This window comes from Nocardia anocheti (assembly GCF_029675105.1).
Lineage (GTDB): Bacteria > Actinomycetota > Actinomycetes > Mycobacteriales > Mycobacteriaceae > Nocardia.
The window spans coordinates 223155-249020 of the sequence record NZ_JAQQFV010000002.1 but is presented as its reverse complement, the minus strand read 5'-3'; the positions used below and the strand labels follow the sequence as shown (position 1 = coordinate 249020).

The 25866-nt window shown below is 71.4% G+C and carries 1 protein-coding gene (cut by a window edge); it reads left to right on the top strand.

Translation table 11 applies throughout. From position 1 onward, the window contains the following. On the top strand, nucleotides 1-25866 hold the 3' portion of the coding sequence (locus QC180_RS05090; RefSeq protein WP_278261418.1) for a non-ribosomal peptide synthase/polyketide synthase. The gene continues 17937 nt to the left of window position 1, outside the view; the window shows 25866 of its 43803 coding nt (coding positions 17938-43803); its start codon lies beyond the left edge, outside the window; it ends in the stop codon at nucleotides 25864-25866.

Below are 25866 nucleotides of genomic sequence, written 5' to 3'. Positions count from 1 at the left end.
CCCGAGCAGCCCGCCTACGTCATCTACACCTCCGGTTCCACCGGTGTGCCCAAGGGCGTCGTGGTCACCCACGCCGGTCTGGCGAACTTCGGCGAGGAGCAGGCGCAGCGCTACGCCCTCGACACCGATTCGCGCGCACTGCATTTCGCTTCGCCCTCGTTCGACGCCTCGATCCTGGAACTGCTGCTGGCGCTGGCCCGCGGCGGTGCCCTGGTGGTCGTGCCGCCGGGCGTCTACGGCGGTGACGAACTGTCCGAGCTGATCCGCGCCGAGCGGGTCACCCACGCCTTCATCACCCCCGCCGCGCTGGCCACCTTCGACCCGAGCGGCCTGGACTCGCTGCGCGTGCTCGTCGCCGGTGGTGAGGCGGTGCCCGCCGATCTGGTGAGCAAGTGGGCGGTTCCGTTGGCGCCCCAGGCGCATCCGGCGGGCACGGAGGCGGTAGCGCAGCGTGACCACGCAGGGCCCTCGGGTGCGCCGCATGAAACAGCCACTATTCGTGCCTTCCACAATGGTTACGGTCCCACCGAGACCACGATCATGACCAATATCAGTGGCGCGCTGACGCCGGGTGAACTGGTCACCATCGGTGGCCCGACGCGCGGTATGCGTTCGCTGATCCTGGACGCCCAGCTCCAGCCCGTTCCGGTGGGTGTCGCGGGTGAGCTGTATCTGTCGGGCATCCAGCTGGCCCGGGGCTACCACGCCCGGCCCGGCCTCACCGCCGACCGGTTCGTCGCCGACCCGTTCGTGCCGGGGGAGCGGATGTACCGCACCGGTGACGTGGTCCGCTGGACCGCCGAGCGCACCGTCGAATACGTCGGCCGCTCCGACTTCCAGGTCAAGATCCGTGGCTTCCGTATCGAACTCGGCGAGATCGACTCGGCGCTGGCCGCGCATGAGACCGTCGACTTCGCCACCACCCTCGGCCACAAGAGCACCGCGGGCGCGGTCTCGCTGGTCGCGTATGTGGTTGCCGCGCCAGGCCGTTCGATCGACGTCGCGACGCTGACCGCGCACGTCGAGGAACGCCTGCCCGCCTACATGGTGCCCTCGTCGATCATGGTGATCGACCACGTGCCGCTGACCCCGGTCGGCAAGCTCGACCGCAAGGCGCTGCCCGAGCCGGTGTTCGCCACCGAGGTCACCTTCCGCGCCGCGCGCACCCCGATCGAGCAGACCATCGCCGAGGTCTTCGCCGAGGTGCTCGGGGTGGAGCGCGTGGGTGTCGACGATTCGTTCTTCGCCCTCGGCGGCGACTCGATCGTCTCCATCCAGCTGGTCTCGCGGGCCAAGGCCCGTGGCGTGCTGTTCACTCCGCGCCACGTCTTCGAACAGCGCACCGTCGCCGGGCTGGCCGCTGTGGCCGAAACCGCCGATGTGGCAGCGACTTCCGCGATCACCCTGGCCGAGCTGCCCGGTGGCGGCGTCGGCGAGATGCCGCTGACCCCGGTCGTGCGGTTCATGGCCGAGCGTGCCGGTTCCTTCGGTCGGTTCAACCAGACCATGGCGCTGGAACTGCCGGTCGGCATCGACCGCGCGGGCATCGCCGCCACCGTCGGCGCGGTCATCGACCGCCACGACATGCTGCGCGCGCGCCTGCACCGGGTCGACGGGCGCTGGGTCGTCGACACCGCCCCGGCGGGCACGGTCGACGCCGACGCGCTCATCGACCACAGCACCTTCCCGGCCGACGCCACCGACGATCAACTGGTCGAGATCGCCTCCACCGCACTGGATGCCAGCCTCGACCGGCTCGATCCGGCCAGCGGCGTAGTCGTGCGGTTCGTGTGGCTCGAGCCCTCCGCGACCGGTGCCAGCGCTTCGGCCGAGTCCGCGTCGCGCGCGGGTCGCCTGATCGTCGCCGCCCATCACCTCGTGGTGGACGGCGTCTCCTGGCGCATCCTGGTGCCCGACTTCGTGGCCGCCTGGGGGCAGCTGTCCGCCGGGCAGCAGCCCGAGCTGGTCGCCCCGGCCACCTCCATGCGCGCCTGGGCACATGCCCTCGCCGACGAGGCCAGCGCGCCGGAACGCACCGCCGAGCTGGACTTCTGGCGCGAGGTCGTCGCGACCCCGGACCCGCTGCTCACCGAGCGGCCGATGAACCCGGCCGTCGACGTCTCCGGCGTCATCGAGAAGCTGCCGGTCGAGGTGTCCGCCGAGGTCACCAAGGCCCTGCTCACCACCGTCCCGGCGCTGTTCCACGGCGGCGTCAACGACGGTCTGCTCACCGCGCTGGCCCTGGCCGCCGCCAAGTGGCGCACCGGCCGCCTGACCGCGGGCAATGGCGCGGCCGCCGCCGACGACGCCCTGCTCGTGCGTCTGGAGGGCCACGGTCGTGAGGAAGAGGTCGCGCCCGGCGCCGATCTGTCCCGCACCGTCGGCTGGTTCACCGCGATCTTCCCGGTCCGCCTGGATCTGGCCGGGATCGACATCGATGCCGCGCTGGCCGGTGGGCCCGCGCTGGGTCAGGCGGTCAAGGCCGTCAAGGAACAGCTGCTCGCCGTGCCCGACAAGGGCATCGGCTACGGCCTGCTGCGGTACCTCAATGCCGACACCGCCGCCGAGCTGCCCACCGAGCTGCCCGGCCAGATCAGCTTCAACTACCTGGGCCGGGTCGCCGACAGCGATGTGCCCGACGCCCTGCGCGGCTTCGGCTGGATTCCGGCGCCCGAGCTGGCCGCCCTGGGCGGTGCCTACGACGCCGATATGCCCGCGATGGCACCGCTGGATGTCAACGCGATCGTCGTCGGCGACAAGCTCAGCGCCAATATCGGCTACCCGAGCACCCTGCTCGCCGCCGCCGAGGTGCGCGAGTTCGCCGACCTGTGGGTCACCGCGCTGGAAGCCGTCGCCCGGCACGCCAACTCGGCCGACGCGGGCGGCCACACGCCGTCCGACTTCGCGCTCGTGCGCGCCACCCAGCGCGATATCGACCTCTGGGAGAAGCGCTACCCCGAGCTGACCCAGGTGTGGCCGCTGGCCGCCCTGCAGGCCGGTCTGTTCTTCCACGCCCGGCTGGCCGCCAGCTCGGTCGACGTCTACACCGCCCAGGCCGTCCTCACGCTCACCGGCCGCGTCGACGCCACCCGTCTGCGCGCCGCCGCCCAGGCCCTGCTGGACCGGCACGAGACCCTGCGCACCGCCTTCGTCACCGACCACGACGGCAATGCCGTGCAGATCGTCCTCGACCACACCCCCGTGGCCTGGACCGAGCACGACCGCACTGCCTCGGGCGAATTCGCCGACCTGGTCGAGGCCGACCGCACCGCCCGCTTCGATCTGGCCGCGCCCCCGCTCATCCGGTTCACCCTGATCCGGATCGCCGAGGACGAGTGGCGCTTCGTGGTGTCCAACCACCACATCCTGCTCGACGGCTGGTCGACCCCGCTGGTCATGCGTGACCTGCTCGCCCTCTACGCCCTGCACGGTGACGCCAGCGCGCTGCCCGCCCAGCGCTCCTACCGCCACTTCCTGGAATGGGTTGCCCAGCAGGATCATTCGGTGTCGGTGGCGGCCTGGTCCGAGGCCCTGCGTGGCGTCACCGAGCCGACCCTGCTGGCCCGTCCCGAGGCCGGTCGCGAGATCGCGGCGCTGTCGCGGGAGTACCTGTTCGACCTCGACGAGCCGACCACGGCCCGCCTGGTCGCGCTGGCCGCCGACCTCGGCGTCACCCCGAACACCGTGCTGCAGGTCGCCTGGTCGATCGTGCTCGGCCGGATGACCGGCCGCGACGATGTGCTGTTCGGCACCACCGTCTCCGGCCGCCCGGCCCAGCTCTCCGGCGTCGAGGGCATGGTCGGTCTGTTCATCAACACCGTGCCGGTGCGGGTGCGGTTCGACGCCGCCGAATCGGTGCGTGAGGTGCTCACCCGTACCCAGGGCGAGCAGGCCGACCTGCTCGACCACCACTACATCGGCCTGGCCGAGATCCAGTCGGCGGCCGGTATCGGTGGCCTGTTCGACTCGCTGGTGGTCTTCGAGTCCTACCCCGTCGACGCCGAGGGCATCAAGGCCCAGGCCGCCGATATCGACGGCATGGCCGTCACCGGCCTGGACGCCGCCGACGCCACCCACTACCCGCTCTCGCTCATCGCCCAGCTCGACACCCAGCTGCGCATCCGCGCGGGCTACCTGAGCGACCTGTTCGACGCGGCCACCGTGCACCGCATCGCCGAGCGTCTGATCCGGGTGCTCACCGCCATCACCACCGAACCCGGTGTGGCCGTGGGTGATCTGGAACTGCTCGACGCCGCCGAGCGCGAACTGGTGGTGCGCGAGTGGAACGCCACCGCGCACGAGGTCGACCAGCGGGCCACCCTGGTCTCGCTGTTCGAGGCCCAGCTGGCCGCGACTCCGCACGCGACCGCGCTGAGCTTCGAGGGGACGAGTCTTTCCTACGCCGAGTTCGGTCAGCGGGTCTACCGCCTGGCCCGCTGGCTGGTGGACCGCGGCGTCGGCCCGGAAAGCTATGTGGCCCTGGGCATGCGCCGCTCGATCGACCTGGTCGTCGGCATGTACGCCGTCACCGTGGCCGGGGGCGCCTACGTGCCGCTGGACCCCGATCACCCGGCCGAGCGCACGGAATACATTCTGGCGACGGCGGATCCGGTGTGTGTGCTCACCTCGGGCGCCGATCTGGAGATCGACACCGCCCAGGTCCGTATCGACTTGCTCGACCTGGCCGGGTACGTCGATACCCGCGTCACCGACGCCGAACGCGTTGCGCCGCTGCGTCCGTCGAACACCGCCTACGTGATCTTCACGTCGGGGTCGACCGGTCGCCCGAAGGGTGTGGCCGTGAGCCACGGCGCGATCGTGAACCGTCTGGTGTGGATGCAGGCCGCTTACGGCCTCACCGCCGAGGACGTGGTGTTGCAGAAGACGCCCGCTACCTTCGACGTGTCGGTGTGGGAGTTCTTCTGGCCCTTGCAGATCGGCGCTCGCCTGGTCGTGGCCAAGCCCGACGGGCATCGTGATCCGGCCTACCTCGCCGAGATCATCCGGGCCGAGGGCGTCACCGTCACCCACTTCGTGCCCTCGATGCTCGCGGTGTTCGTGGCCGACGCCGCCGCGGCCCGCTGCGAGTCGCTGCGCATGGTGTTCGCCTCCGGCGAGGCGCTGCCGCCCAAGCCCGCGCACCGCCTGCGCGAGCTCACCGGCGCGGCCCTGCACAACCTGTACGGCCCCACCGAAGCCGCGGTCGACGTCACCTTCCACGAGGTCGTCGACACCGATGTGGACACCGTCCCGATCGGTGCCCCGGTGTTCAACACCCAGGTCTACGTCCTCGACGCGCGCCTGCGGCCCGTCCCGGTGGGTGTCGCGGGTGAGCTCTACCTCGCGGGCACCCAGCTGGCGCGCGGCTACGTCGCGCGGCCGGACCTCACCGCCGACCGCTTCGTCGCCGACCCCTTCGGGACCGACGGCGAGCGCATGTACCGCACCGGCGACCTCGTCGCCTGGACCGAACACGGTGAGCTGGAATACCTGGGCCGCACCGACTTCCAGGTGAAGCTGCGTGGTCTGCGCATCGAGCTGGGCGAGATCGAGTCGGCGCTGACCGGCCTCGACGAGGTCGCCCAGTCGGTGGTCGTGGTGCGCGGGGACCAGCACACCGGTGACCAGCTGGTCGCCTACGTCATCCCGGCGACCGGCCGCACCGTCGACATCGAGGACGCCCGCGAGGAACTGGGCGCCAACCTGCCCGCCTACATGGTGCCCGCGGTGATCGTGGTGCTCGACGAGTTCCCGCTCAACGCCTCCGGCAAGCTCGACCGCAAGGCGCTGCCCGCGCCGGTCTTCGAGGCCGCGGTCTTCCGCGCCCCGACCACCCCGGTCGAGGAGATCGTCGCCGCGACCTTCGCCGACGTGCTCGGCCTGGAGCGGGTCGGCCTCGACGACGACTTCTTCGCCCTCGGCGGCAACTCGCTGACCGCCACCCAGGTCGCCGCGCGCCTGTCGGCGGCGCTGGAGACCGATATCGGCGTGCGCGAGCTGTTCGAAGCCTCCACCGTGGCCGGGCTGGCCGCGCGGGCCGAGACCCACTCCGGCACCGAACGTCGTGCCCCGCTGGTCCCACAGCAGCGCCCCGTCCGGGTGCCGCTGTCGCTGGCCCAGCAGCGCATGTGGTTCCTCAACCGCTTCGACCCGGAGTCCGCGGTCGACAACATCCCGGCCGCCGTGCGGCTGTCGGGTCTGCTGGACCGCCAGGCGCTGCAGGTGGCCGTGGCCGACGTGCTCGCCCGGCACGAGTCGCTGCGCACCTACTACCCGGAGGTCGGCGGCGCCGGTCACCAGGTGATCGTGCCGACCGGCAAGGTCATCCCGGACCTGGCGCCGATCGAGACCACCACCGCCGAACTGCCGCAACGGCTTTCGGCCCTGGTGCTGACGGCCTTCGACGTCACCGCCGAGGTGCCGTTCCGGGCCGCGCTGTTCGAGGTGAGCCCCACCGAGCACGTGCTCGCCCTGGTGGTGCACCACATCTCCGCCGACGGCTTCTCCATGGGCCCGCTCACCCGCGACGTGATGACCGCCTACAGCGCCCGCGTCGAAGGCGCGGAACCGGCCTGGCGTCCGCTCGAGGTGCAGTACGCCGACTTCGCGCTGTGGCAGCGCGGGGTGCTCGGCGACGAGGACGACGCGTCCTCGGTGATCGCCCAGCAGATCGCCTTCTGGGGCGAGCGCCTGCGCGGCCTGCCCGAGCAGCTGGACCTGCCCGCCGACCGGCCGCGTCCCGCGATCGCCAGCGGTCGCGGCGCCACCCACACCTTCGAGATCGACGCCGCCACCCACGCGGCGCTCACCGACCTGGCCCGCGCCCGTGGCGCGACGTTGTTCATGGTCGCCCACGCCGCGCTGGCCGTGCTGCTCGCGCGGCTGTCCGGTGAGTCCGACATCGCCATCGGTACCCCGATCGCGGGCCGTGGCGAGCGCGCGCTCGACGACCTGATCGGCATGTTCGTCAACACCCTGGTGCTGCGCACCGAGATCGAGGGCGAGGCGAGCTTCACCGAGCTGCTCGGCGCGGTCCGGGCCGGTGACATCGCCGCCTTCGGCCACGCCGACCTGCCCTTCGAGCGCCTGGTCGAAATCCTCAACCCGGCCCGCTCGCAGGCGCGGCACCCGCTGTTCCAGGTGATGCTGGCCTTCCAGAACACCGCCCAGACCAGCCTCGAACTGCCGGGCCTCACCGTCAGCGGGGTCGACCTGCCGATCGACGTGGCCAAGTTCGACCTCCAGGTCGTGCTCACCGAGAAGCCCGCCGACGCCCCCGCGGGCATCGTCGCCGAGCTGATCTACGCCACCGATCTCTTCGACGCCGACACCATGGACCGCTTCGGCGCCCGGTTCGCCCGCCTGCTCGCCGAGATCGCGGCCGCGCCCGAGCGCGCGGTCGGTGACATCGAGCTGCTCGACGCCACCGAATCCGCCCAGGCCATCGGTGGATTCGACGACACCGCGCACGCGCTGCCCGGCGCGGGCACCCTGGTGGACGAGTTCGCCCGCCAGGCCGCGGCCACTCCGGACGCGGTCGCCCTGGTCGACCCGGCCACCGGTGAAACCCTGACCTACGCCGAATTCGCCTCGCGCGTGCACCGTTTGGCGCATCGCCTGATCGAATCCGGTGTCGGCCCGGAGACCCTGGTCGCGCTCGGCCTGCGCCGCGGCATCGACCTGGTCGTGGCCGCGTACGCGGTGCAGGAGGCCGGTGGCGGTTACGTGCCGCTGGACCTGGACCAGCCCGCGGATCGCATCGCGTACGTGCTGGAGACCGCCGCGCCGGTCGCCGTGCTCACCACCACCCGCGACGGATTCGCGCTCGAGGACCCCGCCGCGGTGGTCGGGCAGGCTGCCGAGGGTGGCCCGCTGACCCTGGTGATCGACGCGCTCGATCTCTCGGCGTACCCGGCTTCCCCGGTCACCGACGCCGAGCGCCTCGCCCCGCTGCGTCCGCAGCACCCGGCCTACGTCATCTTCACCTCCGGCTCGACCGGCCGCCCCAAGGGCGTGGCCGTGCCGCACGCGGCGGTGGTGAACCAGATCCGCTGGATCACCGGCGAATACGGCATCGGTGCCGACGACGTGGTGCTGTTCAAGACCCCCGCCACCTTCGACGTGTCGGTGTGGGAGCTGTTCGGCCCGCTGAGCACCGGCGGCAGCCTGGTCGTGGCGAGCCCCGACGGCCACCGCGACCCGCAGTACCTCGCGGAGGTCATCGCGGCACAACGGATCACGATGACCTCGTTCGTGCCCTCGATGCTCACCGTTTTCGCTGGCAGCGTCGATGCCACTGCCGTGCGAGCGACGGGCTCGGAGGCGGTAGCGCAGCGTGACCACGCAGAGCCCCGGGAGCACGGCGAAGACAACACAGCCGTCCAGGGCGGAGCTCTGTCCTCGCTGCGGGCCCTGCTGATCGCCGGTGAGGCCTTCACCTCCGACGCGGTGGTGGCCCTGCGCAAGGTGAGCGACGCGGCGCTGTACAACCTGTACGGCCCCACCGAGTTCACCGTGCACGCCACCCACGGCCCGGTCGCCGACCAGGTCGACGGCGCCGTCCCGATCGGCGCGCCGGTCTGGAATTCGCGGGCCTACGTGCTGGATTCGCGTCTGCACCCGGTCGCGCCCGGTGTGGCCGGTGAGCTGTACCTGGCCGGTGCCCAGCTGGCCCGTGGCTACTTCGGTCGCGCCGATCTCACCGCCGACCGCTTCGTCGCCGACCCGTTCGGTACCGACGGCGAGCGCATGTACCGCACCGGTGACCTCGTGCGCCGCGACACCGACGGTGTCATCACCTACCTCGGCCGCACCGACTTCCAGGTGAAGCTGCGCGGTCTGCGTATCGAGCTCGGCGAGATCGAGGCCGCGCTCACCGCGCATCGCAGTGTCGCCCAGGCCGTCGTGGTGGTGCGCTCGGACGCGCGCACCGGCGACCAGCTCGTCGGCTACGTGGTGCCCGCGACCGGGGAGACCGTCGAGATCGACGCGCTGCGTGCGCATCTGGCCGCGCAGCTGCCCAGCTACATGGTGCCCGCCGCGTTCGTGGTGCTCGACGCCATGCCGCTGAGCGCCAATGGCAAGCTCGATCGCCGTGCCCTGCCCGATCCGGTGTTCGAGGCCCGCGAGTTCCGCGCGCCGCGCACGCCGATCGAGGAGATCGTCGCCGACACCTTCGCCGACGTGCTCGGCCTGACCGGGGATCGTGCCGTCGGCCTGGACGACGACTTCTTCGACCTCGGTGGCAACTCGCTCATCGCCACCCAGGTCGTGGCCCGCCTCGGCGCGGCCCTGGACACCCGGGTCCCGGTGCGCGTGCTGTTCGAGGCGCCGTCGGTGGCCGCGCTGGCCGCCAAGGTGGAGACCCACGCGGGCAGCGGCAGCCGCCGCGAGCTCGTCGCCGGGCCGCGTCCGGCGCAGATCCCGCTCTCGCTGGCCCAGCAGCGCATGTGGTTCCTCAACCGCTTCGACAGCGCCACCGCCGTCAACAACATCCCCCTGGCCGTTCGCCTCACCGGCGATCTCGACGTGGACGCCCTGCGTCAGGCCGTCGCCGACGTGGTCGAGCGGCACGAAGTGCTGCGCACCGTCTACCCGGAGACCGCCGAGGGCCACGGTGTGCAGGTGGTGCTGCCGGTCGCCGACGCGCCCGTCACGCTCGAGCCGATCACGGTCGGTGAGGACGAACTGCGCGAGCGCGTCAGCGACCTGGTGCTCACCGGCTTCGACGTCACCGCCGAGGTGCCGGTGCACGCGGCGCTGTTCCGCATCGCCGGGTCCATGGACGGTTCGCACCCCGACACCCACGTGCTGGTCTTCGTGGTGCACCACATCTCCGGTGACGGCTGGTCGGTGCGTCCGCTGGCCCGCGACGTGATGCTCGCCTACGCGGCCCGCTCGCGCGGCCAGGCCCCGGGCTGGGCGCCGCTGCCGGTGCAGTACGCCGACTTCGCGCTCTGGCAGCGCGAGACCCTGGGTGCGGAGACCGACGAGTCCTCGATGATCGCCCAGCAGGTGGCCTACTGGTCGCGCACCCTGGCCGGGCTGCCCGACCAGCTCGACCTGCCCGCCGACCGCCCGCGCCCCGCCGTGGCGTCCAATCGCGGTGGCGTGCACGAGTTCTCGATCGACCCCGTGCTCACCGCCGGACTCAACGCGCTGGCCCGCGAACACGGCGCCAGCCTGTTCATGGTCGTGCACGCGGCCTTCGCCGCCCTGCTGGCCCGCCTGTCGGGCAGCGACGACATCGCCATCGGCACCGCCGTCGCGGGCCGTGGTGAAGCGGTGCTCGACGACGCCATCGGCATGTTCGTCAACACCCTGGTGCTGCGCAGCGCGGTGGACCCGGCCCAGCCGTTCACCGGCCTGCTCGCCCAGACCCGCGAGCACGACCTGGCCGCCTTCGGTCACGCCGACCTGCCCTTCGAGCGCCTGGTGGAGATCCTCAACCCGGCCCGCTCGCAGGCGCGGCACCCGCTGTTCCAGGTGATGCTGTCGTTCCAGAACACCGGTGAGGCCGCCTTCGAACTGCCCGGCCTCGAGGTGGCCGGGGTGCCGCTGGACGTGGTCACCGCCAAGTTCGACCTGCACCTGAACCTGGCCGACCGGCACCGTCCCGACGGTTCCGCCGACGGCATGGCTGCCGAATTCGCCTACGCCACCGACATGTTCGACGCCGCCACCGTCGCCGCTCTCGCGGAGCGACTGGTACGCATGTTGACCGCGGTCGTCGCGGCGCCCGAGCGGGCGATCGGCGAGGTCGAGCTGCTGGCCCCGGCCGAACGCCGCCGGGTGCTCACCGACTGGAACGCCACCGCGCACCCGGTCGATGCGAACGCCACGCTGGTGTCGATGTTCGAGGCCCAGGCGCTGACCAGCCCCGATGCCCTCGCCCTCACTTTCGAGGGGACGAGTCTGTCCTACGGCCAGTTCACCGCGAAGGTGAACCGCCTGGCCCGCCACCTCATCGCCCAGGGCGTGGGCCCGGACACCATGGTCGCGCTCGGCATGCGCCGCTCGCTCGACCTGGTGATCGGCATGTACGCGGTGAGCGTGGCCGGTGGCGCGTACGTGCCGCTGGACCCCGACCACCCGGCCGAGCGCACCCACTACGTGCTCGAGACCGCCGCGCCGGTGTGCGTATTGACCACGGCCGCCGACGAATTCGACGCAGGTGCCACCACGGCGCTGCGCATCGAGAGCCTGGATCTGTCGGGCTACTCCGACGCCCCGGTCACCGATGCCGAGCGGATCGCCCCGCTGCGTCCGGAGAACACCGCGTACGTGATCTTCACGTCCGGTTCCACGGGTCGCCCGAAGGGTGTGGCCGTGAGCCACGGCGCGATCGTGAACCGTCTGGTGTGGATGCAGGCCGCTTACGGTCTCACCGCCGACGACGTGGTGTTGCAGAAGACGCCCGCTACCTTCGACGTGTCGGTGTGGGAGTTCTTCTGGCCCTTGCAGATCGGCGCTCGCCTGGTCGTCGCGAAGCCCGACGGGCATCGCGATCCGGCCTACCTGGCCGCGATCATCGCGGCCGAGGGTGTCACCACGGCGCACTTCGTGCCGTCGATGATGTCGGTGTTCGTCGCCGAACTGGCCGAGTCCGCCGCGGTCGCCCTGGCCGACGGGCAGACGCTGTCCAGCAGCCTGCGCCTGGTGTTCGCCTCGGGTGAGGCGCTGCCCGCGCCCACCGCCCAGCGCCTGCGCGCCCTGACCGGCGCGGCGCTGCACAACCTGTACGGCCCCACCGAGGCCGCGGTCGACGTCACCTTCCACGAGGTCACCGACGCCGACACCACCTCGGTGCCGATCGGCGCCCCGGTCTTCAACACCCAGGTGTACGTGCTGGATTCGCGCCTGCACCCGGTGCCCGTCGGCGTGCCCGGCGAGCTGTACCTGGCCGGTGTGCAGCTGGCGCGCGGCTATGTCGCGCGGCCGGACCTGACCGCCGATCGCTTCGTCGCCGACCCGTTCGGCGCCGAGGGCGCCCGCATGTACCGCACCGGTGACCTCGTCACCTGGACCGAGCACGGTGAGCTGGAATACCTGGGCCGCACCGACTTCCAGGTGAAGCTGCGTGGTCTGCGTATCGAACTCGGCGAGATCGAGTCCGCGCTCACCGCGCTGCCGTCCATCGCGCAGTCGGTCGTGGTCGTGCGCTCCGACGAGCGCCTCGGCGACCAGCTGGTCGGCTACCTGATCCCGGCGGCGGGTGCGAGCATCGACCTCGACGCCGTGCGGTCCGAACTCGGCGGCGCGCTGCCGACCTACATGGTGCCCACCGCCTTCGTGGTGCTGGACGCCTTCCCGCTCAACGCCTCCGGCAAGCTCGACCGCAAGGCGCTGCCCGCGCCGGTCTTCGAGGCCAAGGTGTTCCGGGCACCGGCCACCCCGATCGAGGAGATCGTGGCGGGCACCTTCGGCGACGTGCTCGGGGTGACCCGCGTCGGCGCCGACGACGACTTCTTCGAACTCGGCGGCAACTCGCTGCTGGCCACCCAGGTCACCGCCCGCATCGGCGCGGCCCTGGACACCCAGCTCTCGGTGCGCGACCTGTTCGAGGCGTCCACCGTCGCCGCGCTGGCGGCCCGCGCCGAGCACAACGCCGGTTCGCGGACCCGCCCGCGGCTGACGGCGGGGGAGCGGCCCGCGATCATCCCGCTGTCCCCGGCCCAGCAGCGCTACTGGTTCCTCAACCAGTTCGACACCTCCACCTCCGCGGTGGACAACATCCCCCTCGCGGTCCGCCTCACCGGCGAACTCGACGTGCCCGCGCTCGAACAGGCCATCGGCGACGTGTTCGCCCGCCACGAGATGCTGCGCACCACCTACCCGCGCTCGGCCGACGGCCCGCACCAGGTGATCCTGCCCATCTCGCAGAGCCGGGCGGTGGTGCACCACATCGAGGTCGACGAGGCGAACCTGCTCGGCACCGTCATCGACTTCGCGATGACCACCTTCGACGTCACCGAAGAGGTGCCGCTCAAGGTCGCGCTGTTCCGCCTGACCGAGACCGACCACGTGCTCGCGTTCACCGTGCACCACGTCTCCGCCGACGGTTCCTCCATGGGCCCGCTGGCGCGCGACATCATGGCCGCCTACGTGGCCCGCGTGCAGGGCGAGGCCCCGCAGTGGGCGCCGCTGCCGGTGCAGTACGCCGACTACGCGCTGTGGCAGCGCGAGGTCCTCGGCGACGAATCCGACCCGGAATCGTTGGCCGCCAAGCAGGTCGCCTACTGGAGCAAGGCCCTCGCGGGTCTGCCCGACCAGCTCGAACTGCCCGCCGACCGGCCGCGCCCGCCCGCGCAGTCGTTCCAGGGCAAGGCGATCCGCTTCGAGATCGACCCGGCGCGCCACGCCGCGCTGCACGACCTGGCCCGCGCCAACAACGCCTCGCTGTTCATGGTCGTGCACGCCGCCCTCGCGGTACTGCTCGCGCGCCTGTCGGGCACCGACGACATCGCCGTCGGCACCCCGATCGCGGGCCGTGGTGAACGCGAACTCGACGACCTGATCGGCATGTTCGTCAACACCCTGGTGTTCCGCACCGCCGTCGACACCGGCGCCACCTTCGCCGACCTGCTCGCCGACGTGCGTGAACGCGACCTGGAGGCCTTCGCCAACGCCGACGTGCCGTTCGAGCGCCTGGTCGAGGTGCTCAACCCGGTCCGCTCCACCGCGCGCAACCCGCTGTTCCAGGTGGGCCTGTCGTTCCAGAACCTGGCCGATACCACCTTCGAACTGCCCGGCCTCACCGTCAGCGCCGTGGACTACGACTCGCAGCTGGCCAAGACCGACCTGCACGTCACCCTCTACGACCGCTACACCGACGACGGCGCACCGGCCCAGCTGGTCACCGAATTCGGTTACGCCATCGACCTGTTCGACGAGGCGACGGTCCAGAGCTTCGCCGACCGCTTCCTGCTGGTGCTCGACGCGGTCGCCGCCGACGCCAGCATCCCGGTGGGCGATATCGACCTGCTCACCGCGCCGGAGTCCGAGCGGATCGTCACCGCGTGGAACGACACCGCGCGCACCGTGGACACCGACGCCACCCTGGTGTCGCTGCTCGACGCGACCGTGGCGGCCATGCCGGACGCTGTCGCACTCGTCGTGGACGAGGCCGAGGGCCGCCGCGAACTGGCCCACCCGTCGCCCGACCACCACCCCTCATCGACTCGCTACGCGACGCTCACCTATGCCGAGCTCGACGCCGAGGTCAATCGCCTTGCCCGGCACCTGATCTCGCTGGGTATCGGCGCCGAGGACCGGGTGGCCCTGGCCATCCGCCGCTCCGCCGAGCTGATCATCGCCATGTACGCGGTGGCCCGCACCGGCGCGGCCTACGTGCCGATCGATCCCGATCAGCCCGCCGAGCGCACCGACTACATCCTGGAGACGGCCGCGCCCGCGGTCGTGCTGACCACCGCGAACGCCGAATTCGCCACGGCGGCGGCCGACGTGGTCGTCCTCGACGACCTGGACCTGAGCGCCGTCAGCCCGGCCGCCATCACCGAGCGCCGTGGCGCCCTGGTGCCCGCCAACACCGCGTATGTGATCTTCACCTCCGGTTCCACCGGTAAGCCCAAGGGTGTGGCGGTCTCGCACGGCGCGATCGTCAACCAGTTGCTGTGGGAGACGGCCGAATTCGGCATCGGTGCCGAGGACGCCGTCCTGCTCAAGACCGCTGCCACGTTCGACCTCTCGGTCTGGGAGTTCTGGACCGCCGCCGTCGCGGGTGGCCGCCTGGTGGTCGCCACCGCCGACGGGCACCGCGATCCGGCCTACCTCAACGACCTCATGCGCTCGACCGGCGTCACCACGCTGCACGTGGTGCCGTCCATGCTCGACGCGCTGCTCACCGAGTCCGGTGCCGCGCTGCCGCGCACACTGCGCCGGGTGCTGGCCATCGGTGAGGCACTGCCCGCCGCCACCGCCCAGCGTTTCCGCACCGGCAACACCGCCGAGCTGTTCAACCTGTACGGCCCGACCGAGGCCGCGGTCTCGATCACCAGCCACGCGGTCACCGACGCCGATCAGGTGTCGGTCTCCATCGGCGCGCCGGAGTGGAACAGCCGTGTCTACGTGCTGGATTCGCGCCTGCGGCCGGTGCCGGTGGGTGTCTCCGGTGAGCTCTACCTCGCCGGTGCCCAGCTGGCCCGTGGCTACTACGGCCGCGCGGACCTGACCGCCGACCGCTTCGTCGCCGACCCGTTCTCCGCGTCGGGCGAGCGCATGTACCGCACCGGTGACCTGGTGGCCTGGAACGCCGAGGGCGAACTGGACTACCGGGGCCGCACCGACTTCCAGGTGAAGATCCGCGGTTTCCGCATCGAGCTCGGCGAGATCGAGGCCGCGCTGCTGCGGCAGCCGGAGATCACCTCGGCCGCGGTGCTCGCGCACACCGATCCCGTCGTCGGCGACCGCCTGGTGGCCTACGTCGTGGCCGGGGCCGAGGTCGACAAGCTCGCGCTGCGGGCCGCGCTGGCCGCCGAACTGCCCTCCTACATGGTCCCGACCGTGTTCCTGCGGCTTGACGCCCTGCCGCTCAACGCCAACGGCAAGCTCGACCGCAAGGCTCTGCCGGAGCCCGAGGTCGAGAAGGCTGTGTTCCGCGCGCCGGTGAGCCCGAGCGAACAGCTCGTCGCCGCCACCTTCGCCGAGGTCCTGCGCCTGGATGCCGACAAGCGGTTCGGCCTGGACGACGATTTCTTCGCCTGGGGCGGTAACTCGCTGCTGGCGACGCAGGTCGCCGCCCGCCTGGGTGAGGCGCTCGACAGCCGCATCCCCGTGCGTCTACTGTTCGAGGCGTCCACGGTCGCCGCGCTGGCCCAGCGGATCGAGCAGCACGCCGAGACCGGCGACCGCAAGGCGCTCACCGCCGGACCGCGTCCCGAGCACATCCCGCTTTCGCTGGCCCAGCAGCGCATGTGGTTCCTCAACCGCTTCGACACCCAGTCGGCGGCCTACAACGTGCCCGTCGCGGTCCGCCTCACCGGCGACCTCGACGTGGCCGCGCTGCGCGCCGCCATCACCGACCTGGTGTCGCGCCACGAGATCCTGCGCACGGTCTACCCGCAGACCGAAGCCGGTGCGGCACAGGTGATCCTGTCGCCCGCGCAGGCCGCGCCAGAACTGCTGGAACGCACCGTGGCCGCCGACGAGCTGGAATCGGCTGTGGCGGAACTGATGTCGACCATCTTCGACGTCACCGTCGAGGTGCCGCTGAAGGTCGCCCTGTTCCGCGTGGAGCACAGCGACGAGTTCGTGCTGGCGATGGTCGTGCACCACATCTCCGGTGACGGTTCCTCGGTCGCCCCACTGACCCGCGACCTGATGACCGCCTACGCCGCCCGCTCCACCGGTCAGGAACCCGGCTGGGCCCCGCTGGCCGTGCAGTACGCGGACTACAGCATCTGGCAGCGCGAACTGCTCGGCAGCGAGGACGATCCGGACTCGATGGCGTCCAAGCAGGTCGCGCACTGGAAGCAGGCCCTGGCGGACCTGCCCGACCAGCTCGACCTGCCCGCCGACCGTCCGCGTCCGGCCGTGCAGACCTTCGCGGGCAGCAAGGTCGACGTCCAGATCGACGCCGACACCCACCGCGCGCTGGTCGAACTGGCCCGCGCCGAGGGCGCCACGCTGTTCATGGTCGTGCACACCGCGCTGGCCGTGCTGCTGGCGCGGCTGTCGGGCACCGACGACATCGCCATCGGCACCCCGATGGCCGGTCGCGGCGAGGCCGCCCTCGACGACATGATCGGCATGTTCGTCAACACCCTGGTGTTCCGCACCAAGGTCGACGGGGGCGAGGCGTTCACCGAGCTGCTGGCCCGCCAGCGCGAGGACGACATCGCCGCGTTCGCCAATGCCGACGTGCCGTTCGAGCGCCTGGTCGAGGTGCTCAACCCGGTCCGCTCCACCGCGCGCCACCCGCTGTTCCAGGTCGGTCTGTCGTTCCAGAACCTCAGCCGCGCCACCCTGGAACTGCCGGGCCTCACGGTCTCCGGCCTCGACATCGACTCGCGGCTCTCGCAGTTCGACCTGCACCTCATCGCCACCGACCGCTACGGCGACGCCGGTGAGCCCGAAGGCATCTCGGGCATCTTCACCTACGCCACCGACCTGTTCGACCACGCCACGGTCGAAGGTTTCGTGGCGCGGTTCGTCCGCCTGCTCGGCGCGATCGTCGACACCCCGCGCACCGCGGTCGGCGACATCGAACTGCTGGCCCCGGCCGAGCGCGCCCAGCTGCTCGACGGCCGCAATGCCACCGCGCAGCGCGTCGACACCGAGGCCACCCTGGTCTCGCTGCTCGACGCGACCGTGGCCGCCGACCCGAAGGCGACCGCGCTGGTCACCGACGACGGTGCCCAGCTGACCTACGCCGAACTCGACGCGCGCGTGAATCGTCTGGCCCGCCACCTGATCTCGCTGGGTGTCGGCCCGGAGGCCCGTGTCGCGCTGGCCCTGCGCCGCTCGGTGGACCTGATCGTCGCCATGTACGCGGTGGCCAAGTCCGGTGGCGCGTACGTGCCGGTCGACCCCGATCAGGCGGCCGAGCGCACGAACTACATCCTCGAGACGGCGGCACCGGTCTGCGTGCTGACCAATGCCGAGGCCGAGTTCGACACCGAGGTCGCGCCGCTGGTGCGGATCGACGAACTCGATCTCGAATCCGTCAGCGCGGCCCCGATTTCCGAGGCGGAACGCACCGAGCCGCTGCGACCGGCCCACACCGCGTACGTGATCTTCACGTCCGGTTCGACGGGTCGTCCGAAGGGTGTCGCCGTGCCGCACGGTGCCATCGCCAACCAGTTGCAGTGGAAGCTGGTCGAATTCGGGATGGACGCCGCCGACGCGGTGCTGCTCAAAACCGCCGCCACCTTCGACCTCTCGGTCTGGGAGTTCTGGTCGGCCGCCGTGTGCGGTGGCCGCCTGGTGATCGCCTCGCCCGAGGGGCATCGCGATCCGGCGTACCTCAACGAGCTCATGTCGAACGAGTGGGTGACCACGCTGCACGTGGTGCCGTCCATGCTCGACGCGCTGGTCGCCGCCGGGATGCCCGATTCGCTGTGGCGGATTCTGGCCATCGGTGAGGCGCTGCCCGGTGCGCTCGCGCAGAGGGTGCGCACCGCGTTCCCGCGCACCGAGCTGTTCAACCTGTACGGCCCCACCGAGGCCGCGGTCTCGATCACCTCGCACCGGGTGAACGCGGCCGATCAGGGCTCGGTGTCCATCGGCGCGCCCGAATGGAACAGCCAGGTGTACGTCCTCGACGCGCGCCTGCGTCCGGTGCCCGACGGTGTCGCCGGTGAGCTCTACCTGGCCGGTTCCCAGCTGGCGCGCGGCTACTTCGGCCGCCCCGACCTGACCGCCGACCGTTTCGTGGCCAACCCGTTCACCCCCGGTACCCGCATGTACCGCACCGGTGACCTGGTGGCCTGGCACCACGGCGAACTCGACTACCGGGGCCGCACCGACTTCCAGGTGAAGATCCGCGGCTTCCGCATCGAGCTCGGCGAGATCGAGGCCGCGCTGCTGGCGCTGCCGCAGATCGCGCAGGCCGCCGTCATCGCCAAGTCCGACCCGCGCACCGGCGATCGTCTCGTGGCGTACCTGGTGGGTACGGATATCGAGGTGGCTCGGGTGAAGTCGACGCTGGCCGAGGGCCTGCCGTCGTACATGGTCCCGGCCGCGTTCGTGGTGCTCGACGCGCTGCCGTTGAACGTCAACGGCAAGCTCGACCGCAAGGCCCTGCCGGAGCCGGAGTTCGAGGCCCAGGCGTTCCGCGCCCCCTCGACCCCGATCGAGGAGATCGTGGCGGGCGTGTTCGCCGACGTGCTCGGCGCCGAACGCGTCGGCGCCGACGACGACTTCTTCGCCCTCGGCGGCAACTCGCTGCTGGCCACCCAGGTCGCGGCCCGCCTCGGCGCCGCCCTGGACAGCCGGGTGCCGGTGCGCCTGCTGTTCGAGGCGTCCACCGTCGCCGGGCTCGCGGTGAAGGTCGAGCAGGGTGCGGGTGCCGGTGGGCGGCGCGCGCTGGTCGCCGGACCGCGTCCGGCCCAGGTGCCGCTCTCGCTCGCGCAGCAGCGCATGTGGTTCCTCAACCAGTTCGACACCAGCTCCGCGGTGAACAACATCCCGGTCGCCGTCCGCCTGACGGGCGCGCTGGACGTCGAGGCGCTGCAACTCGCGGTCGCCGACGTGCTGGCCCGGCACGAGACCCTGCGCACGGTGTACCCGTCGACCGACGGCACCCCGTACCAGGTGATCCTGCCGGTCGAGGGCAATGTCCCCGATCTGACGCCGGAAAATGTTGCTCCCGAACGGGTCCGCGACGAGATCGCCGCCCTGATCAACACCGGTTTCGACGTGCTCGACGAAGTTCCGTTGCGCGCCAAGCTGCTTCGGGTCGCGGACGAGGAATACGTCCTGGTCTTCGTCGCCCACCACATCAGCGCTGACGGCTGGTCCATGGCCCCGCTGACCCGCGACGTGATGGTGGCCTACGCCGCCCGCTCGGGCGGGGAAGCACCCGGCTGGGCGCCGCTGCCGGTGCAGTACGCCGACTTCAGCGTCTGGCAGCGCGAGGTGCTCGGCTCCGAGGCCGACGAGACCAGCCTGGTCTCCCAGCAGGCCGACTACTGGAAGCGCGCGCTGGCGGGTGTGCCCGACGAGCTGAACCTGCCGCTGGACCGACCGCGTCCGAGCACGCAGTCCTTCGCCGGTGGCCGGGTGCTGTTCCCGATCTCCACCGAGATCCACGCCGGACTCTGCGCCATCGCCCGCGAGCGGAACGCGACGCTGTTCATGGTCGTGCACACCGCGCTCGCGGTGTTCCTGGCGCGGCTGTCGGGCACCGAGGACATCGTCGTCGGCACCCCGATCGCCGGACGTGGTGAGGCCGAACTCGACGACGTCATCGGCATGTTCGTCAACACGCTGGCCCTGCGCACCCAGGTGCACGGGCAGGACAGCTTCGCCGAACTGCTCACCCAGGCCAAGGACGCCGACCTGGCCGCGTTCGCGCACGCCGACATCCCGTTCGAGCGTCTGGTGGAACTGCTCAACCCCGAGCGCTCCACCGCGCGGCACCCGCTGTTCCAGGTGGCGCTGTCGTTCGAGAACCTGCCCGACGCGAGCTTCGAGCTGCCGGGGCTGTCGGTCTCGGCCGTCGACTTCGACGTCGACACCGCCAAGTTCGACCTGCTGCTCACCGTGCGGGAAGCGGCGGCCGGTGACGAGGCCGGTGCCTACGCCGAGTTCTCCTACGCCAGTGACCTGTTCGATCAGTCGACGGTGGAGAAGTTCGCGCAGCGCTTCCAGCGCCTGCTCGCCGAGGTCGTCGCCGACACCACCACCCCGGTGGGCGATCTCGAACTCCTCGACGGCGTCGAGCGCACCGAACTGCTCACCCGCACCGGCGGTCCCGCCGCGTCGACGAGCACGCTGCCGGAGCTGCTGGCCCAGGCCGTGGCGACCAACCCGGACGGCCAGGCCATCATCGCGCCCGGTGTCGGCCGCTCGCTGACCTACGCCGATCTGGACGTGGCCTCCTCGCGCCTCGCCCGCGTACTCATCGCGCGCGGCGCCGCACCGGAGACGGTCGTCGCCATCGCCATGCAGCGCTCGCTGGAGACCACGCTCGCCATCTGGGCCGTGATCAAGTCGGGCGCGGCGTTCCTGCCGGTCGACCCGAAGTACCCGGCCGAGCGCATCGCGCACATGATGTCGGATTCGGGTGCGGCACTGGGCATCACGGTGTCCGCCGAGGTCGACCACCTGCCCGCGCCCGCGCTGGGCGAGTGGCTGGTGCTCGACGACACCGCCCTGCACACCGAGGCGGCCGAGCAGTCCGCCGCGCCGATCACCGACGCGGACCGCCACGGTGCGGTGCGGTCGGCCAACACGGCGTACATGATCTACACCTCGGGTTCGACGGGTCTGCCCAAGGGCGTCGTCGTCAGCCACACGGGTGTGGCCAACTTCGCCGCCGCCGAGGTGGCGCAGTTCGGGCTCGGCAAGGACGCGCGCACGTTGGCCTTCGCCTCGCCGTCCTTCGACGCCTCGATCCTCGAGTTCCTGCTGGCCGTCGGCTCGGCGGGCGCGCTCGTCATCACGCCGGTCGGTGTGGTCGGTGGCGAGGAGCTGGCCGAGATCATCGTGGGTGAGCGGCTGACCCACGTGTTCCTCACCCCGCTGGTCGCGGCGTCGATGGAACCGGCCGCACTGGCCGGGCTGGAGGCGCTGATCGTCGGTGGCGACAAGGCCCCGGTCGACCTGGTGGCGAACTGGCACAGCGCGGGCACCGACCCGGCGCGGCACCGGTTCTACAACGCCTACGGCCCGACCGAGGCGACCATCGCGACCAACCTGTCCGACCCGCTGCTGCCCGGCGACACCATGAACATCGGTGGGCCGATCGCGGGCGCCACCGTGTACGTGCTCGACAACCGCCTGCGCCCGGTCCCCGAGGGCGTGGCCGGTGAGCTGTACCTGGGCGGCGTCCCGCTGGCCCGCGGCTACCACGCGCGCCACGGCCTCACCGCCGAGCGCTTCGTGGCCAGCCCGTACGGCGACGGCGAGCGGCTCTACCGCACCGGTGACGTGGTCGCCTGGCGCACCGTCCACGGCAAGGCCGTCGTGGAGTACGTGGGCCGCAACGACTTCCAGGTGAAGGTCCGCGGTTTCCGGATCGAACTGGGCGAGATCGACGCGGTGCTCACCGCGCACGACGACGTCGAGTTCGCCGCCACCATCGGCCGCACCACCGACGCGGGCGCCACCATCCTGGTGTCCTACGTCCGCGCGGTCTCCGGCGCGGCGCCCGACCCCGCCGACCTGGTCGAGTACGCGGCCCAGCAGCTGCCCGCGCACATGGTGCCCGCCGCGGTCATGGTGCTCGACGAGATCCCGCTGACCCCCGCGGGCAAGCTCGATCGTCGCGCCCTGCCCGAGCCGGTGCTGGCCCCGCGCGAGTTCCGCACCCCCACCAGCGAAGTCGAGGCGATCATCGCCACCGTCTTCGCCGAGGTGCTCGGTGTCGACGCGGTCGGCCTGGACGATTCGTTCTTCGCCCTCGGCGGTGACTCGATCCTGTCCATCCAGCTGGTCTCGCGGGCCAAGGACCGCGGCGTGCTGTTCAAGCCGCGTGACGTGTTCGAGAAGCGCAGCGTGGCCGGACTGGCCGAGATCGCCGTGCTCGCGGGCGACGCGGATCAGATCGTCCTCGAGGAACTGCCGGGCGGCGGTGTCGGTGACATCCCGATGCTGCCGATCATGCGCCAGATCCTCAGCAGTGGCTCCACCTATGACCGGTTCTCCCAGTCGATGGTGCTGCGCCTGCCGGAGAACCTGACCGAAGAGGTGCTGCACGGCACCATCGGCGCGGTCTTCGACCACCACGACGTGCTGCGCTCGCGCGTCGCTCGTGACGGCGAGAACGGATGGGTCTTCGAGGCTTTGGCGCCCGGCGAGGTCGACGTGGCCGCGCTGGTGCGCCGGGTCGAGGTGCCGGGCGAGGTCTCCGACGAGCAGCTGTCCAAGCTGGCCAGTGTCGAATACGACGAGGCCATGGGCAGGCTCGATCCGGCGAACGCGGCCATGGTGCAGTTCGTCTGGTTCGCCTTCGGCGAGAACTCCGAGGGCCCGCGCCGTCGCGACGCGCTGCTCATCGTCGGCCACCACTTCGTCATCGACGGTGTGTCCTGGCGCATCCTGATCCCGGACCTCGGCATGGCCTGGGGCCAGATCGCGGCCGGTCAGCCGGTGGCCCTGCCCGCCAACGGCACCTCCATGCGGCGCTGGGCGCACAGCCTGGTCGAGCAGGCGGGTGAGCGGCGCGCGGAACTGCCGTTCTGGCGCGAGGTCTCGGCCACCGTCGACCCGCAGCTCGGCGCGCGGGCCTTCGATCCGCGGGTCGACACCTTCGCCACCGTCGACCGGGTGCAGGTCACCCTGTCGCCGGAGGTCACCGACGCGGTGCTCACGGCCATCCCCGGCCTGTACCACGGCGGCGTCAACGACGGTCTGCTCACCGCACTCGCGCTGGCCGTATCCCGTTGGCGCGGTGATGAATCCGGCACGGCGGCGCTGATCAAGCTGGAGGGCCACGGCCGCCAGGAGGAGATCGTCGCCGGTGCGGATCTCTCGCGCACCGTCGGCTGGTTCACCACCGCCTTCCCGGTCCGGCTGGATCTGGCCGGGGCCGATCTCGACGACGCCTTCGCGGGCGGCGCCGTGCTCGGCACCGTGATCAAGTCGGTCAAGGAGCAGATGCTGGCCGTGCCCGACAAGGGCATCGGCTACGGCATGGTCAAGTACCTGACCGCCGAGGGCGCCGAGCTGCCCAGCGTCGGCCAGATCAGCTTCAACTACCTCGGTCGCGCCACCGCCGGGGAGATCCCGGCCGAACTGGCCGAACTGGGCTGGGTGCCGGTGGCCGATCTGGGTCAGCTCGACGCCGAGATGGACCTGGACATGCCCGCCAACGCGACGCTGGACATCAACGCCATCGTCAACGATGGCGAGGACGGCCCGCGGCTCGGCGCGAACATCGCGTTCCCGACCGGCCTGCTGACCGTCGAACAGGCCCAGGAGTTCGCCGACCTGTTCGTCGCCGCGCTCACCGCGCTGGCCACCCACGCGCGGCGTGCCGACGCGGGCGGTTTCACCCCGTCGGACATGCCGCTGGTGCGGGTCGACCAGACCGACCTCGAGCAGTGGGAGGGCGACTACCCGGCGCTGGCCGAGGTGTGGCCGCTCTCGCCGCTGCAGGCGGGCCTGATGTTCCACGCCATGCTCAGCTCGGCGACCGTCGACGTCTACACCGTGCAGGCCGTGCTCGACCTGACCGGCACGCTCGACACCGAACGCCTGCGCGGCGCGGCCCAGGCCGTACTCGACCGGTACCCGAACCTGCGGACCGCGTTCGTCACCGACTCGGCCGGTCAGCCGGTGCAGGTGGTGATGTCGGAGCTCGAGGTGCCGTGGCGCGAGGTCGACCTGACCGACCTGCCCGAGGCGCAGCGCCTGCCGCGCATGCAGGAACTGCTGGTCGCCGACCGGGCCAACCAGTTCGACATGGCCACCGCGCCGCTGATCCGCTTCGGTCTCTACAAGACCGACGAGGGACAGTCGCACCTGGCGATCACGGTGCACCACATTCTGATCGACGGCTGGTCCATGCCGCTGCTCATGCGCGATCTGCTGGTGCTCTACGCGGTGCACGGTGATCTCACCGCGCTGCCGCGCGTGGCCTCCTACCGCAACTTCCTGTCCTTCCTGTCGGGCTGGGATCGGGAAGTGTCGCTGGGGGTCTGGGCCGAGGCGCTGGCCGGGGTCGAGGGCCCCACCCAGCTCGCGCCCGCGCCGCGCACCGAGGAGCGCTACGAGATCGGCAAGGTCGTCGTCGAGATCGACAACGACCGCACCAGGGCGCTGAGCAAGCACGCCGGTGAACTCGGTGTCACCGTGAACACGCTGCTGCAGACCGCGTGGGGCATCGTCGTCGGCCGCCTGACGGGCCGCGACGACGTGGTGTTCGGCGCGACGGTGTCCGGTCGTCCGGCCGAACTGCCCGGCGTGGAGTCGATGGTCGGCCTGTTCATCAACACCCTGCCGGTGCGCGTCCAGATCGACGACCGGATCAGCGCCGAGGAGCTGACCAAGCGGGTGCAGGCCGAACAGGCCGACCTGCTCAGCCACCACTACGTGGGTCTGTCCGACATCCAGCGGGTCGCCGGGGCCGGTGCGGCGTTCGACACGCTGCTGGTGTTCGAGTCCTACCCGATGGACAAGGACGCCGTCACCGCGGCGAGCTCGATCGACGGCATGCAGGTCACCGGGGTGGGCCTCGACGACGCCACCCACTACCCGCTCACGCTGGTGGTGATGGCCGAGTCGACCATCGAGATCACCCTGCGCTACCTGCGCAGCACCTACACCGAGGACGAGGTCCGCACCCTGTCCGCGCGTCTGCTGCGGGTGCTCGACGAGCTGCTCGACAACCCGAACGGGCTGGTCGGCGACATCGACATCCTCGATGCCGGGGAACGCGCCCAGCTGCTCGCCGAGTCCGGCGTGACCGCCGCCGCTCCGGCGCCGGTCGCCACGGCCGGGGTGGGCGCGCAGACGGTGGCCAAGGTGCTCGCCGAGGTCGTCGAAGCCGATCCGCAGGCACCCGCCCTGCTGCGCGGCGACAGCGAGATCGCCTACAGCGCACTGGATCGCAAGTCCTCGCAGCTGGCCCGCGTGCTCATCGCGCGCGGTGCCGGACCCGGTGACGTGGTCGCCGTCTCGCTGCCGCGCGGTGTGGACTCGGTGCTGGCCGCCTGGGCGGTCCAGAAGGCCGGAGCCGCGGTGCTCTTCGCCGGGGAACTCACCGGCGTGGAGATCGCCGCCGCGGGCGCCGAGTTCGGCATCAGCGCCGAACCCGTCGCCGGAGTGGCGGGCCAGTGGCTGGTCCTGGCCGACGTCGACGCCGAGATCGCCGCCGCCGCGGCGCATCCGGTCTCCTACGCCGACCGCGTCCGCCCGCTCACCGAAGACCACCCCGCCTTCGTCCTGGCCACCGCCGAGGCCACCACGACGCTCACCCAGAGCGCCGCGCTGTCCCTCGCCGACCGCCTCCGCGACGAACACGGCATCGACTACGAGTGCACCACCTACACCACCCACGCCTCCGGCCCCGCCGCCGTCCAGGAATTCCTGGCCGCGTCCACCGCGGGCGCCCTCTCGGTCCTCCCCGACGGCGAAGTCGCCGACGACCTGGCCGACGGGGAGGTCACGCACTGGTTCGTGGTCGCGGGCGATACCACCGACGCGGCCGACGGCGAGATCACGGTGATCGTGGCGCAGTAG